Consider the following 14,392-nt stretch of genomic DNA (forward strand, 5'->3'; position numbering starts at 1 on the left):
AGAGTATAAGTTGAGTGGTGTCGCTGCGAATACCTCGTGGCCAACTTGCACAATTGATCCACATTTCTTGCACAAGGCCTGCACTTTTCCTTTGTAACCTAAGAAAGCACAGGTGTGTTTAGGGGAAAGACAATGGAAATTGCAGCAAATAATAACAGTCATTGGGCTGCACTGATGTTATGTAGTAGTGCGTTGATAGGGTGTGGCGGCGAGGGCGGTGATGAAGTCAGTGCCCAAACGATGCAGACAGCAGAACAAACTGAACTGGCGGGGATAATCGAGAGTCTGGGATTAGCGGAGAGCCCATTGTCGGGCAGGACATTTCCTAATATCAGTGATCCGCTTCCTCAGCTCGGTAAAAAGCTGTTCTTCAGTAAAAGCTTGAGCGGCGATCAGGACGTAGCATGTGCAAGCTGCCATCACCCCATGTTGGGTGGTGCTGATGGACTGAGCCTTCCTGTTGGTGTCAATGCGATACAGCCGGAGGTCATGGGAGAGGGTCGGGTAGATGGGGACAATCTGCCAGATGTTCCGAGAAATAGCCCAACCGTTTTCAATGTCGCGCTTTGGGATACCAGCTTGTTTTGGGATTCTCGTGTCGAAAGTCTAGGCAAAGAGGCTGGGCAAAATGGTTCAGTCTCTGGCATCAGTACGCCGGATTCCGGTTTTGGTGTTGCAGATACCAATGCGGGTAACAACCTTGTTATGGCACAGGCTAGATTTCCAGTGACATCCGATGAAGAGATGAAAGACACCACCTTTGAGTCTGGGGAAACCAATGATTCAATTCGCGACCACCTTGCCGCACGGATCGGCGACTACGGTGAAGGTGTTGGCGAACTTGTTACTAACGAATGGCTGACGGCTTTTCAGGTTGCTTTTAGCAGCAGTGATGGCGCAGCAACACTGATTACTTTCGACAACATTGCTTTGGCTCTGTCTGAGTATCAACGCTCCATGGTATTTGTGAATTCGCCTTGGCAGAACTATCTCGATGGAGATACCAGCGCGTTAAGTGATGATGCCATTGAAGGAGCCATTCTGTTTTATACCTCAACAAACGACGATGGCGGAGGCTGTGTAAACTGCCACAGTGGGTCGCTGTTTAGTGATGGTCAACAGCACACCATTGGCTTTCCGCAAATTGGCCCAGGCAAAGGAGTAGGGAATGATGACGATTTTGGCCGTGAGTCCATCACTGGAGATCGTGACGACAGGTATCGCTACCGTACACCCTCATTATTAAACGTCGCAGTGACCGCGCCTTATGGTCATGCTGGCGCGTATGCTGATTTGAATGATGTGCTTCGTCACTACAATAACCCCAGAAATACCGTCGATGACTTCTTTGATGACGGTGAATTATGCGATTTACCGCAGTTTGAAAATGTATCGGGTTGCACCAGTCTATACCCCGATGCCCGCCAGAATTCATTCCGCGCATTGAACAAGTTGGATGATGAGCAGGATGAAGGTACATCGCTTTTTGGCAACATTAATATTAACGGCAACGAGAGAAACCAACTCGAAGCGTTTCTGAATGCGCTGACCGATCCCTGCGTGAGGGACAGGGACTGCATGAGCCCGTGGATTGCAGATGAAGTGGTGGATAACCCCGATGATAATGTACTGATTGCGACTGACCAGTTTGGGTCGCCACTATAGTGTTTAAATACTGCCCCGAATTGGCAAGATTCTCTCTTGACCAGGTTATTGTTCTGGAAAAAGGAACTTTGACCTTCAACGCCAAGGGTGACCGCAGAAACAAAAAATGCCCCGAATGGGGCATTTTTTCTTGAGCGAGAAAAAGCTTAGGCTTTCTTAAGCGCTTTTTTGATTTTCTTCACTTTCGCTTTTGCTTTCTTCAGTGATTTTTTCAGTTCTTTCTTTGACTTTGCCATGATGCAATCTCCATTTATTTCTTAAATGAAGCCCTTAGGTACAACTTAATCCGAAGAACTCCTGTTAAAGGCCATTTGACCCATTTTCCTTTAGGAACTGTTTAATAAACTTGCGAATTTCCCGTGCCGCCGAACTGTCCAGTTCTTCACAGAGCGACACGAATTCATCCCTTTGTTGGCCATTGATCCGGATGATGAGTTGGCTGTCTTTTCTGTTGGTGTCGCTTTTCTTTTTACTGGCCATGTACAAAATCCGTATCGCCATTAGATATACAATGTATATACGCAAAGGTGGCCAGCATCTAGCAAACTGTTGGCTTTTTTGAGGCAAATAACGTTGCTATGTAAGTTGAAGTATTCAAGGCTGCGGGAGGTGAGATTTGAATTGGAAAATAGAAACGTCTGCCAATAATGACAAACGTCTCCAGCGGTGGGATTTATAAACCGTAGTACGTAGAGAGATAAACCAGTACTGCTTCGTGATCATCAGGATCTAATTCGTCCATGCCTTGCTCATCCACCATCCATTCGAGGGTTTCATCCCAGCTGTCTTTGCTCAAACCTTGCTGGACGACAAGATGAAGTGAGTGGCAGGCTGAACAAACAGCAGCAACCAGTGCCATGTTTTCTCCGGGTTTCAGAATACCGTCTCCAACAGACTTCACAGGAGCTCCCGCGGCAGCGGTTGTCCATAGTGGAGGATTCGGATTTTTACTGGCAAGCCAGGCAATAATGGCAGCCCTTGCACCCGGGTCTTCAACACCGGGAAACACCATATTGGTACCCGGAGCGAATGTTGCTGGAGACTGCAAAAAGGCATCAAGCTTTTCTGCGTCCCATTGCCCTTGATGCTTTATGAGCCCGCCGCTGTAGTTGAACCCTTCAAAAGAGGCGATATTACGGTCCGCCAACCCCCACAGGGGCGGGCCGACAACCGCAACACCATCAGGCCCTACCTGATGACAGGCTTTGCAAACCAGCGCTTGCTGTTCTCCTGACGCTATCAATTCTTCATTGGCGAAAAGCGCAGTACTGAAGATAAAAAGCAATGATAGAGAGAGCGGATTAAACCGCTCAATGATGTTGAATCCATGCATCCACTTACCCCTTCACAACAACTGCAACACGGTGAAAGCTGTTGTTGAGATAGCCTTTGGGGTTCCATGCAATGGCGAAGGGCTGGCTGACGCCTTGGTCGTCAGTGGCTTTTGCCCACACTTCGTAGTAGCCAGGTTGGGGGAATTGCACCTTAGCATTGAAGGTTTGCCATGCGCCTTCATTTGCCGGATCTGATAAATCCGCATCCATCCATGTTGCTCCGAAGTCTGTGGAGAGTTGTACGCTGTCTACTTTGCGGTCTCCTGACCAGGCGTGGCCTTTCACCATTAACTCGTTACCACTGATTTCAGTGTTGGTTTGTGGTGATGTGATGAGCGACTTCACTGGCATGCGCTCAATGATGACGAAATCTTCTTTCGCCACTTTCTCGCCCGGTGCGACAGGACGGTTGGGAACGCGGTAAGCCTTGCCCGTCATTTTCGGGCCGTCATGAACCTGATCCCTTACCTGAATGCGTGTTAGCCATTTTTGTGAACAGGAGCCTGGCCATCCTGGGACCACCAGACGAAGTGGTGCGCCGTTCATTGGGTGAAGCGGTTCGCCATTTTGTTCAAAGGCTATCAGATTTTCTCCACCCATCGCTTTAGCAATGGGTAATCCTCGGGAGATAGGGAGCTTATCTGCTTTCCCTGAAAGGTGTTTGTCAGCGCTGTAGTGTGCGGTGTATACGGCGCCGTCCTGAACACCCGCGGCTTTGAGCACATCTGCGAGCCTAACGCCTGTCCAGTTTGAGCATGCCACGGCACCGTAAGTCCACTGGTTGCCTTTGGCTTTGGGCTCAAAGAAAGCGCGGCCATTGCCTCCACATTCCACCACGAGTTGCTGTTCAACCACATCGAAGTTTTTCTTAAGATCCCCAATGGTCAACGTCATCGGCTTATCAACCAGACCATCAATGGTCAGTGTCCAGCTATCTGCATCGACATCTGTTGGGGGAATACCATTATTACGGATAAAGTGTCGTGTGGTGGGTGTGATGTCATCGTTCAAAAGGTGAGGTGGCGTTTCTGCATTCATGGGTCTGTCGTTTAAAACGGTCAAACCGTCTTTTCCCTCAATCACCACATCTTCAAGGCCTTCTGCAAAAGCGGCGGGAATCATGCCCGCAGGCATATTTCGGTGAAAGGGAATAGCTCCTCCCAACACGGCTGCCATAGTGGCTAACCCTGCGCCTTTCAAAAAGCCTCGTCTGTCTGGGTAACTAACCCTTCCGAACACTTTGCCATCCGCTGTTTCTGGATTTTTTTCGTAGTACTCGTAGATACCTTTTGGTGCGTTTTTGTCTTCTTTCATGCTGCGTTCCTTCTTTTAGCCAACATCCCGGTAACTAGTGTCAGTTACTCATCTACAAGCCCGTTTTAAATGTGCTGCAAAAAGCGTAGTCAGCACCTGGAGAGACGGATCTCTCGGAACCGATAAAACAGTGAGGTACAAACAAAGGGACGGTGGAAGAAAGTCGTTAGATGCGTATAGAGACAAAAAAATGCTCACCGATGTGAGCATCTTAGGAAGTTAAAATTGGGTGGGTAACCAATGCTCAACAGTAAAGTCGTCATCAGCTAACGCAATATAGCGCCACTTATCGAAAGTCAGGCAAGGATGTGACGTGGAAAAAGCGATGACATCACCTACCTGTAAATCGCATTCTTCTGGGACATCGACAAAGGTGTGCTGATCCATCACGGCGGTAGCCGTCAACCCTTTGATATCAATTGGCGAGCCGTTTCGGAAGCCGCGCTCTGCAATAGGTAATCCTGCATCATAGGAGGCATCACGTTTGCCCATACCAATCACTGCCTTGCCCGGCTCTGGAGTAGAAACCACGCAAGCCCATACCTCCAGCGCGTTCTTCAAATCGCCACCCAAGCGGCAAGCGACTCCCTGATTTTTCTCTGCACGGGCCATCACCTTCTTCTGCGCAACATCGTAAATACCGGTGTCGTGGGTGAGATAACAGCCGGGGCGGATAACAGGGAGTAAGTCGTTACATTGGGAGAAGGTCTCTGCCACCACATCATACCAAGCCGAACCTGCACCAGTGACGATGGCATCTTTGGTGTCAATCAGCCCCTGATCTTTGAGGGATTTCGCAAGTTCAGCAGTTTCGGCAATGAAGGCACGGACACGCGCTTCGGCATCGTCACCTGAAATGACGCCTTCATAGACTTCGACGCCTGCGAGGGCTGTACCAGGTAATTGATGAATACATTTAGCAAGCTCAGTCGCTGCTTCAATTCCCCGCACCCCACACCGTCCGCCAGCGACACCCAACTCAATAAAAACATTCACTTGCTGGCCACGTTCTGCGAAGAAGCTCGATAGCTGCTCCACATTCAATGTTGAATCAACGCTGCAGTAGAAATTCACATCGAAGCAGGATTGGAGTCTGGCAACCTCGGCCATGTTGGCTTTCCCCACCAACTGGTTGGCCATGATGATGTTTTGTGCGCCTGTCATGGCTGCAACTTCTGCGTGAGCTGGTGTGGCGATTGTCATGCCCCAGGCGCCTTGTTCAAGTTGGCGCTTGAAGAGGTAAGGTGTCATGGAGGTTTTACCATGAGGACATAATTTAACCTGATGCTGATCAGCGAACGCTTGCATCCACTGGATATTGCTATCGACCGCGCTTTGCAATATGACGGCTGCGGGTAGGCTGATCTCTTCCAAAGTCAGGCTGTAACATCCATCGTCTTTCTGTTCAGCCCAAATACCTTTTGTACCCGACGGGAAGTTTTTTTGGAGTGACACTTGATAGTTATCAATAGGTTGTTCCGCAGAGTGACTCATTCCTTATTCTCCTAACATCCACTGTATGCCATCGCGCTGGCTGATAAGTACTCAAAATACTAAGGCTTCGATGCGGTGCTGGCTACAGCAAATCTCTCCCAATTCGACAAGCAACAAGGACAGATCGATGGAATTCGATGTTGTGGTAAGTCGAGTAAATCTAATTGACGGTTCAGGTAAGCCAGCCTTTGAGGCCGATGTGGCAGTGAAGGATGACCGGAAAGAAGCCATCAGCAGCCCGGGCTCTCTCCGCTGAGAAGCAGATAAACGGGAAAGGTTTGGTGCTGGCTCCCGGCTTTATCGATGTTCACATTCACGATGATACAATGTGATCCGCCAACCGGAATGTTTGCCAAAGATCAGTCTAGTAGTGACGACTGTGCTTTTGGGCAACTGAGGGATCAGCGCTTCCCATAGCATTCTGCTAAAAGTGCTTTTTGCAAGCACAAAACTTAGCCACCAAGGCTAATAGAACCTAGGCGTCGCTATCTAGTTTTTTGAGTGCGGCAGCCCAAGGATCGGCTTTTTCGGTCGTTGCGTTGCCAGCGAAGGTGTCGACATAGAGTTGCTCGACCTTCTCACGCGCCCAAGGTGTTTTGCGCAGAAATTTCAGACTGGATTTCACCGAAGGATCGCTTCGGAAGCAGTTGATGGCGATTTCATTGCCAAGTGCCTGCCAACCATAGTGTTCCACCAGCTTGTTGATGATTTGTTCGAGTTTCACGCCATGAAGCGGGTTGTTTGGTTGATGGTCCATAATACTGCTTGAATAGGTAATGACAGCGGCGAATGTGCCACAATGAGTGGGGCTGTTCAACGAAAAACAGAGGCTCGGAAGCCTCTGTCTAAGTTTTTATGTTTCAGCGGGGCTGAACTTAGCGACGCATTGAAAGGCTTTGGTCGCTGAATTGGTTCATGCGAAGACGGGTTTTGATGTCTTCACAGGCACGTTGAATACTAAAGGTATCTTCGTCATTCATGTGCAGAGAAAGCGTACCGCTGAAGCGGATGTCTTCACAAATGTCTGCCAGACCGATCAGATCGGCAATCTTTGCATCTTCAGGATCTTTTAGCAGTTTCTCATGCTGCTTCTGAATCTGGATTGTGTAGATTTTGCTGGAATAGGTGATGGAAGAAAGTGTCAGAGCAATCATCGCAACCAGCAACACTGCGGTGGCAATAATTAAAGGTTTGTTGTTAGACATAGCGCTATTCATACCAACTGAAGTGAAATTAAGTTTCTAATTATTAATGCGTAAAGTCTACGCTTCTGGGCATTGTGTTATCAATAGTTTCAAATTTATAAATAGCGAAAATATGAGACCAAGATCTAAAAACAGTAAGTTACTCTTAATCAGAGAGAAATAGGGGAATAGTCCAAATAAATTGAGTTGTATTTGTGACTTGGGATGTGAGATAGTAATGAGAATGAATATCATTAGCGGTTTTGAATGCAATGCGTGAACTGCTGCTTATCGAAAATGTGCTGTCGCCTTGTGGCTGGATGAAAAGTGTACTTGCCGAGCATGGCTGTAAGGTCACAAGAGTGCTTCATGTTAAACAGGCCGAGCGGGCGCTGAGCCAGACCCGGTTCGATATGATCCTGTTGGCAGGAGAAGGTGCTTTGCCTTGCGTGACCGATGTAAAAAGGCTTCGTCAGTCAACGTCTTTGCCTTTGGTCGTGATGCTGCCGCAGACCAGTGCTGAGGATTTATCAACACTGCATTATGCGGGGGTTAACGGCTTGGTCAGCGCAACGTCATCCCGAGATGAGTTATGGGAAACCGCTAAAACTGCTTATGACAATACACCGCCTAAGCCTGTCGATGTCTGACGGAGTGAGGGTATCTGACGCACATAGTTCTGACGCCAGTTGCCGGGTGGATTAAAATCCGTTTGGCAATTAACCCTGAAATATGTGTGCTGTTTTACACTATGCTTTACGCCCAGAGAGACACAACTTCATGAATGCTGTAAAGCGCTTCGGCGCTGTGACCTTGTTAAGCCTGCCCTTACTTGCCCAAGCAACGGACATTGATAAAGCGGCTGCTATTGAAACCCAAACGGTGAAAGCGGCAGCGGCCTCGCAACAACGTATTGATGTCAGCGATGAGCAAGCCCAATCAACCAAAGCGGAAATTGAAAAGCTGAAGCGTGAAATTGAGAATCTCACGCTTTACCGCAATCATCTTAAATCCTTGGTTGAAAATCAGGAACAGGAACAGGCAAGCCTTAACCAGCAGTTGGAAGAGATCGCTCAGACACGTCAGGGTATTGTCCCTCTGATGTATCGCATGATTGATGATCTCGATGTCTGGGTCAGTCAGGATCTTCCTATTAAATCAGCACAGCGCCAAAACCGCGTGGATGGTCTGAAAACCCTGATGACACGCGCCGATGTGGCAGATGCGGAAAAATTCCGTCGCATTCTCGAAGCCTACCAAATCGAACTGGATTACGGCGCTAAGCTTGGCATCTATCAGGAAACGCTGCCTCTGGATGGTGTCGAAAGAGATGTCGACATTTTGCACCTTGGGCGTCTGTCTCTCGTGGCGAGAAGTCTCAATGGTGATGCTTTCTGGTTCTACGATCAGTCGACCACTAAATGGCTACCGGTTGATAAGCGAGCTTACGAAGCCATTCAACAAGCGTTTGATGTCGCCAATAAAAAGAAGCCTCCTACACTGATGGCCTTGCCATTGTCTATTTCTATGGTGAAGGAGGCAGCACAATGAAAAACTTCTCCATATTGGTGCTGAGTGCATTACTTCTGAGTTCACCTGCTTCGGCGAATCTGGTGAGTGACACTAAAGCCGCTCAAGCTGAATCAAAACAGCACAATGTTGTCCGTGAAGCCGGATTCAACGCGGCCGAGCAAGCACTGAAAACCAAACTTGCAGAGCTGCAAGCCCAGCAAACTGCATTGGAAACAGAAGCGGAACAACTGAGCAAAACGTTCAGTACCAATGAAGAAACGCTGGCAGCGTTGGAAGAAACACTGCGATTGGAAACCGGCAGCTTAGGCGAAGTGTTTGGCGTGGTGCGTCAAGCGGGCCGTGAAGTGAATGCTGAGCGTTATAATGCCCCGGCAACCATCAATCAACCTGACATGGACAAGGCGTTGGATGCCATCTCCGATGCGAAATCTTTACCTTCTTTACCTACGTTAAGGGCTTTCTGGAAAGGCATGCTGCAAGAGCTTAAAAACAGTGGTGAGATTGGGTCTGAAACCGTCAGTGTACGTGACGGTAGCGGTGTGGTAACGCCTCAGGAGGTGCTGCGCCTCGGTAATGTTGGCCTTATTAACAATGACGGTTATCTGGAGTGGGACAGCACCCGCCAGCAAGCTAATGAGCTTCCAGTTGTAGATGGGGGGCTGAACAGCGCGTCGGTTTCTTCATTGCCAAGTGGAGAACTTGCACTGGTGGATCCCACCCGTGGCACTGTGATCAAACAGTTAGCAAACACACCGTCATTGGCAGACCGATTTGATCAAGGTGGTGTCGTTGGGAAAATCATCGCAGCGCTGTTGGCGGTAGGACTCATCATCGCACTGGTGCGTGGCTTCAGCATGTTCCGTGCGCGTATTGCCATCACCAAACAAATCAGAACGCCAATGCAGCCAGGTAACAACCCGCTAGGCCGTATTCTTAATGTGTACCGAAATGAGCCAGATCGCTCACTCGACACGCTGGAGCTTCGCCTGATGGAAGCCATCATGGATGAACAGCAACATTTCGAGAAAGGCTTATCCATGCTGAAACTGCTGGCAGCACTGGCGCCAATGCTGGGGCTTCTTGGCACAGTGACAGGGATGATTGAAACCTTCCAGGTGATCACTCAGTACGGTAATGGCGACCCAACAATTATGGCGGGCGGCATCTCGATGGCATTGGTGACAACGGTATTGGGTCTGGTCGCGGCTATCCCGCTTCTGCTTGCTCACAACATTTTAAGCACTCAGGCAGATACGCTGCGTGGCACGCTGGAAAAAGTGGGTGTTAGCCTTGTAGCGGAGCAATCTGAAACCTCGAATAACGTTCGACCAATAGTGAAGCTGGCATGACAGAAGTGACGTTTCTGGAGCTGCCGAGCGTTCAAGATTGGTGGCTCTCTCTGAATGATTTTATGACGCAAGGCGGCCCAGTGCTATGGGGCTTAGCCTTGGTGGCGGCCTTGAGTTGGTTGTTGGTCTTTGAGCGCCTTTTGTTTCTGATTGCCGCTTATCCTGGCTTGAAGAAACAAACCATTGCTAAGTGGCAATCAAGGGAAGACAAAACTTCCTGGGTTTCGCGTTCTATGCGTGAAAGCTGGTTGTTTGAAGCTCATACCCAGCTTTATCGTAATCTTAATTTCCTGAAAGCGCTGGTGGCAATTTGCCCCATGCTTGGCTTGCTGGGCACAGTGACAGGGATGATATCTGTGTTTGACTTAATGGCGCTGGAAGGGACGGGAGAGCCCCGTTCAATGGCAGCGGGGATTTCACTGGCGACTTTGCCCACCATGGCAGGTATGGTCATCGCATTGGCAGGGTTATTTGCCCATGCCCGTTTGCAGAAAACCTGTGAACGCCGTGAGGCTTCATTGGCTCAGGCACTAAGGAGTCAGGCATGAGATTTCAACGTCATCAAAAACAGCGTGAAGATGCACAAATCGATCTGACGTCGATGTTAGATATCGTCTTCATTATGCTGATCTTCTTTATCGTCACCAGCACCTTTGTACGTGAATCCGGGGTGGATGTGAACCGCCCAACAGCGAGCAATGCGACCGCACAAAAAAGCGTTGGCATTTATGTGGCGGTAACGGCAAACAATGATATCTACATCGACAAAACACGTGTCGATGAAGAACGTGTTGAGGCAACATTGACCCGTTTGGTGAGCGAGCAACCTGAAGCATCACTGGTGATTCAGGCGGACAAGCACGCTTACAGCGGTACGGTTGTGAAAGTGATTGATGCAGCGAAAGGTGCAGGCATCGTGAAGATTGCGTTGGCAGCGGAGAAACCCTAATGCTGCGAATGCTATTAGCAATGCCGATGGGGTTGCTGAGCGCGTTTGGTCTTTTCGCGCTCATGGCTACCATGGTTGCTGCACCTTCTGGTTCCTCAAAAGACGAAGATTTGCCATTTGCTTTCGACGTTTTCATGACTGAACCGGAAAGTGAGATAGAACGCCGTGACCGCGTTGCACCGCCTAAGCCTGACGTTCCACCTCCACCGCCAAGTATGCAAATGAGCGCGCCTACAGCGGCAGCGACCACCCCTTCCATTCAGGCAGTGATGCCGGATATTGCGATGGATATTCAGGTCGATGGTATGAACATTAACATGCCTGCGATAAAAGCTGCGCCTGCACCAGCCGTTGGCGAATTAACGCCGTCATTTGGACAGGGTAATCAGGCCGCGATGCCACTGGTGCGTGTTCAACCTAGCTATCCTGCCAAAGCCTTACGCCGCGGTATTGAAGGTTATGTGGTGGTGAGTTTTACGATTGATGAAGAAGGCCGCCCCACCGGCTTGAAAATCATCGAGGCGTCTCCAAAACGCATCTTTGACCGAGAGGCGCTGCAGGCACTGAAAAAATGGAAATACTCGCCGTTGTTGGTTGAAGGAAAACCTGTTCCTCAGCCGGGTCAGACAGTAAAACTGGAGTTTGCACTCACAAAATGAAGCGTTTCATCCAACAATTAGTGAGTCGTCGCTCAGTGCTTATTTTGCTGGTGGGCGTATTGTTCTTACCTTCTTCCAATGCCGCTGAGCTATCCGCTGTGACGGCGAGGCAATTGCAGAAGGCGCTCGAATTCCAAGCGGAAGAACAGTGGCAACAAGCCGCTGAGGCATTGGAGAGCGCAGCGAAACCCACCGACTATGACAACGCCTTCGTAAATCGTATGCTCGGGGTGGTTTATTGGCAAAAAGGCGAGACACTCAAAGCCATCAATGCCCTCTATGCGGCGGTGAACAGTCATGTGCTGGAAGCAGAAGCGCAGCAAGATTCTGAACGTATGTTGGCAGATTTGCTAATGACTCAATCGCGTTACCAGGATGCACTCAAGCTTTACTATCCGCTGTCAGAAACACCGGAACTGTCCCGCAAAGACCATGGCGAGATATGGCTGCGTATCGCTCAGGCCCATTATCAGGATGAGCAGTACAGTAAAGCGCTTAAAGGTATCAATGCCCACTTGAAGCTAGCATCTGCTAAGCCCTCTTCTTTGTCGTTGAAATTAGGTTCGCAACTGAAGCTTAAACACTGGAAAGGTTCGACCCGCACGCTTAAGCAATTGATCGCGATTGAACCGGGCAAGAAAACCTGGTGGATACAGCTGGTGGGTAGTTACCAACGCTTGAACGACAAAAATCAGATGCTCAATACTCTGGTGCTGGCAACGCGCGAAGGTATAAAGCTGTCCGACTCTGAAAAGATGATGATGGCACAGCTTTATCAGCAACAGGGCGTGCCGGAGAAAGCTGCCGCAGTCATGGCGATAGTGAATCAAGGCGGTGAAGATACGACGCGCCTTGTGATGGAAGCATCTTATTGGCAGCAAGCCAAAGAGTGGGATAAGGCGATTGGTGCCTGGGAACGTGCTGCTACAGATGCCCCCAAGTATTACTGGGTCGCTGCGCAGTTGTCGCTTCAACATGGCCACTATCGAAAGGCGTTATCGCTGCTTGATAAAGTCGACAATCCCGAAAAAGCCTCAGACGTAGAGCTTGCCCGCGCGCTGGCCTACGACAAGCTTGATGAGCTCGATAAAGCACTCCTCCATGCGAAAAGAGCCGATGCGCTTAAACCATCATCGCAAAGCCATTCGTGGATTCAGTACCTTAGCCAGAAAACGAAATAGGCTTGATTTAACTGGGCATCAAGCCTTCCCACCACCACACTACAAATTCCAAAATACTCGTTGATTAGTACATCAATATCACTTTATTATCAGGCTTCGGCCTGATAACACTCTGTAAATGTGTTAATGATTGGTTAAAGATTCGGCATGATTATCTGTCGGTTATGGAAAACACACCCCAGAGCAAACCGCTCGCCTGTAAGAGAAGTACCCTGAATGACGTTAGACCTCATCACAGAAATCCTAGGATGGACCTCTGTCGCTTTTTATATTGGTATCACGATTTTCAACAGCATGAAATTCACCCGCTTTGCCGCGTTCGGCTCGGCGGCAAATGACACGCTGTGGGCATTTCTTATGGGTTGGTGGCCGAAAGTTATTCTGAACCTTTCAGTTGCTTCACTGAACACTTACCGCTATGCGAAAGATTTCACCAATGCCTCTAAGACAGTGATATTGGCGTTAGGTGGCGTGATGGCAGCGGGTATCCTTTATATTGCTTATGTGGCGGTTACCGCTTTTATTGCCGATCCGACATTGCCAGTGGCACTGCAGTTCGCTGACCTAGGTATCATTTTGTTAGCACTCTACATGACTACGCTAACCAACTATCGCAAGTTGATGCTGCTATCTGGCTTTATTGGTATGGCGGCTTACTATGGCAACCCGCAGATGATGATCATCAAGGCGCTGGTTATCGGCATCATGAGTTACAAGCTGATGTTTGATAAATCGCAGAAACTGGAAACGGCCGAAGCGGCATAAACTGATAGAAGTGTAAAAAAGGCATCTCATAGAGATGCCTTTTTTATGCTGTTGATTTATCAATAAAACGATGAGATTGTTGCCTGAATTATAAAAAGATTACCGGAGCAGTAGAAAGGTAATGACTCAATAAGGAGAAGCGATGAAAGGAAGCTGTCTTTGTGGTGCTGTTCAATATGAAGTTAAAAAGTTAAGTTCACCCATTACGCACTGTTCGTGCAGTGCCTGCCGAAAATCTAACGGGGCTGCGTTTAACACCGCGGCGGCGGTTCTTCCAGAAGATTTTCAATGGTTGAAAGGTGAAGAGAAAGTCTCTCAGTTTGAATCCTCACCGGGCACAAAACGCCACTTTTGTTCGGTGTGCGGCAGTCCACTGGTGAAAATGAAAAAGGGCGGTGCCTTTCACGCACTGCGGGTTGCATCGCTGGATGAAGATCCTGGGCAGATCCCAGAGCTTCGCATATGGAAGTCAGATGAAGTCAGTTGGCTGAGTTATGAACACGACATGCCACAATATGATGAGTGGCAGCCTGGCCGATAACAAAAAAGCACCGAAAGGTGCTTTTTTAGCTTCATGTTGTTTGGGTTTAGGCTTATCGGACAAAGCCATCATCGATACAAATTCTCACGCAGCGCTCTGCAGCCTTGGTCGCATCTTCCTGACTCTTGAATATTGATAGTGATTTATCAGAGTTCATGAGCTCATAGGCTTTTGATTCGGCTTCACCTTGTCCTGAAGATGAAGTGAAAGAAAATGAGGCAGCGAACCCTCCCAGATCTTCCCTTTCGTTAACCTTCACTATGTAACTGATATTATTGTGCGTTCCTTTCATGCTCTTTGTCCTTTTATTGTTACATTTGTTTAACAAAGTAGACATAAAAGTTGAGGTCGTCAAAGTTCTTTCAGTATAAGTGCTGGTATATGCATTCACTTGAACTAACTGCATAAAAAAAACCAAAAGGTG

18 protein-coding genes are annotated in these 14,392 nt (G+C 48.7%); 11 read left to right on the plus strand and 7 right to left on the minus strand.

What is annotated here, in order from left to right; translation table 11 throughout:
- Window positions 1-132: 132 nt before the first annotated feature.
- On the plus strand, window positions 133-1,665 hold the full coding sequence (locus QL223_RS00370) for a cytochrome c peroxidase (protein ID WP_281543515.1): 1,533 nt from the start codon (window positions 133-135) through the stop codon (window positions 1,663-1,665).
- 300 nt (window positions 1,666-1,965) lie between these two features.
- Here the strand turns inward: QL223_RS00370 and QL223_RS00375 are convergent, their stop codons facing one another.
- From QL223_RS00375 to QL223_RS00390, 4 genes are all read right to left on the minus strand, one after another.
- Window positions 1,966-2,145: a hypothetical protein gene (locus tag QL223_RS00375; RefSeq protein WP_281543516.1), complete on the minus strand. Its 180-nt coding sequence runs from the start codon at window positions 2,143-2,145 to the stop codon at window positions 1,966-1,968.
- 193 nt (window positions 2,146-2,338) lie between these two features.
- Complete coding sequence (locus tag QL223_RS00380; RefSeq protein WP_281543517.1) at window positions 2,339-2,998, minus strand: c-type cytochrome; 660 nt, start codon at window positions 2,996-2,998, stop codon at window positions 2,339-2,341.
- 4 nt (window positions 2,999-3,002) lie between these two features.
- Window positions 3,003-4,313, minus strand: a complete 1,311-nt coding sequence (locus QL223_RS00385; protein WP_281543518.1) for a molybdopterin-dependent oxidoreductase — start codon at window positions 4,311-4,313, stop codon at window positions 3,003-3,005.
- Window positions 4,314-4,532: 219 nt separating this feature from the next.
- Window positions 4,533-5,807, minus strand: coding sequence for an amino acid deaminase (locus QL223_RS00390; RefSeq protein WP_281543519.1), 1,275 nt, complete (start codon window positions 5,805-5,807; stop codon window positions 4,533-4,535).
- A 127-nt stretch (window positions 5,808-5,934) separates the two neighbouring features.
- Between QL223_RS00390 and QL223_RS00395 the strand changes: the two genes are divergently transcribed.
- Window positions 5,935-6,063 carry a hypothetical protein gene (locus QL223_RS00395; RefSeq protein WP_281543520.1) on the plus strand — a complete coding sequence of 43 codons (129 nt, stop codon included), beginning with the start codon at window positions 5,935-5,937 and terminating at the stop codon, window positions 6,061-6,063.
- Between the two features lie 219 nt (window positions 6,064-6,282).
- Here the strand turns inward: QL223_RS00395 and QL223_RS00400 are convergent, their stop codons facing one another.
- Both QL223_RS00400 and QL223_RS00405 read right to left on the minus strand, forming a co-directional pair.
- Window positions 6,283-6,564 carry a VF530 family protein gene (locus tag QL223_RS00400; protein ID WP_281543521.1) on the minus strand — a complete coding sequence of 94 codons (282 nt, stop codon included), beginning with the start codon at window positions 6,562-6,564 and terminating at the stop codon, window positions 6,283-6,285.
- Between the two features lie 118 nt (window positions 6,565-6,682).
- Window positions 6,683-7,012, minus strand: a complete 330-nt coding sequence (locus QL223_RS00405) for a hypothetical protein (protein ID WP_281543522.1) — start codon at window positions 7,010-7,012, stop codon at window positions 6,683-6,685.
- Between the two features lie 251 nt (window positions 7,013-7,263).
- Here QL223_RS00405 and QL223_RS00410 point away from each other — a divergent pair, with 251 nt between their 5' ends.
- From QL223_RS00410 to QL223_RS00450, 9 genes are all read left to right on the plus strand, one after another.
- Window positions 7,264-7,641 (plus strand): DNA-binding response regulator, encoded by a 378-nt coding sequence (locus tag QL223_RS00410; protein WP_281543523.1) that lies wholly within the window; start codon window positions 7,264-7,266, stop codon window positions 7,639-7,641.
- Between the two features lie 130 nt (window positions 7,642-7,771).
- Window positions 7,772-8,542, plus strand: coding sequence for a DUF3450 domain-containing protein (locus QL223_RS00415; protein WP_281543524.1), 771 nt, complete (start codon window positions 7,772-7,774; stop codon window positions 8,540-8,542).
- A complete protein-coding gene (locus QL223_RS00420; RefSeq protein ID WP_281543525.1) occupies window positions 8,539-9,873 on the plus strand; it encodes a MotA/TolQ/ExbB proton channel family protein in 1,335 nt (444 codons plus the stop codon). Before QL223_RS00415 ends, QL223_RS00420 begins: the two co-directional genes overlap by 4 nt.
- A complete protein-coding gene (locus tag QL223_RS00425; RefSeq protein ID WP_046304216.1) occupies window positions 9,870-10,421 on the plus strand; it encodes a MotA/TolQ/ExbB proton channel family protein in 552 nt (183 codons plus the stop codon). The genes QL223_RS00420 and QL223_RS00425 overlap by 4 nt, the downstream gene beginning before the upstream one ends.
- Complete coding sequence (locus tag QL223_RS00430; protein WP_281543526.1) at window positions 10,418-10,822, plus strand: biopolymer transporter ExbD; 405 nt, start codon at window positions 10,418-10,420, stop codon at window positions 10,820-10,822. The genes QL223_RS00425 and QL223_RS00430 overlap by 4 nt, the downstream gene beginning before the upstream one ends.
- Window positions 10,822-11,481 (plus strand): energy transducer TonB, encoded by a 660-nt coding sequence (locus QL223_RS00435; protein WP_002538198.1) that lies wholly within the window; start codon window positions 10,822-10,824, stop codon window positions 11,479-11,481. The genes QL223_RS00430 and QL223_RS00435 overlap by 1 nt, the downstream gene beginning before the upstream one ends.
- The gene (locus QL223_RS00440) at window positions 11,478-12,662 is read left to right on the plus strand and encodes a tetratricopeptide repeat protein (protein WP_281543527.1); all 1,185 of its coding nucleotides are present in this window, start codon (window positions 11,478-11,480) and stop codon (window positions 12,660-12,662) included. Before QL223_RS00435 ends, QL223_RS00440 begins: the two co-directional genes overlap by 4 nt.
- A gap of 216 nt (window positions 12,663-12,878) precedes the next feature.
- The gene (locus QL223_RS00445) at window positions 12,879-13,427 is read left to right on the plus strand and encodes a hypothetical protein (RefSeq protein ID WP_002538201.1); all 549 of its coding nucleotides are present in this window, start codon (window positions 12,879-12,881) and stop codon (window positions 13,425-13,427) included.
- A gap of 142 nt (window positions 13,428-13,569) precedes the next feature.
- Window positions 13,570-13,968: a GFA family protein gene (locus QL223_RS00450; protein WP_002538202.1), complete on the plus strand. Its 399-nt coding sequence runs from the start codon at window positions 13,570-13,572 to the stop codon at window positions 13,966-13,968.
- Window positions 13,969-14,020: 52 nt separating this feature from the next.
- Here the strand turns inward: QL223_RS00450 and QL223_RS00455 are convergent, their stop codons facing one another.
- Complete coding sequence (locus QL223_RS00455) at window positions 14,021-14,260, minus strand: hypothetical protein (RefSeq protein ID WP_281543528.1); 240 nt, start codon at window positions 14,258-14,260, stop codon at window positions 14,021-14,023.
- Between the last annotated feature and the right edge of the window lie 132 nt (window positions 14,261-14,392).

Origin of the sequence: Grimontia sp. SpTr1, from assembly GCF_947387585.1 — a bacterium.
In the GTDB taxonomy this organism is placed as follows: Bacteria; Pseudomonadota; Gammaproteobacteria; order Enterobacterales; family Vibrionaceae; genus Enterovibrio; species Enterovibrio indicus.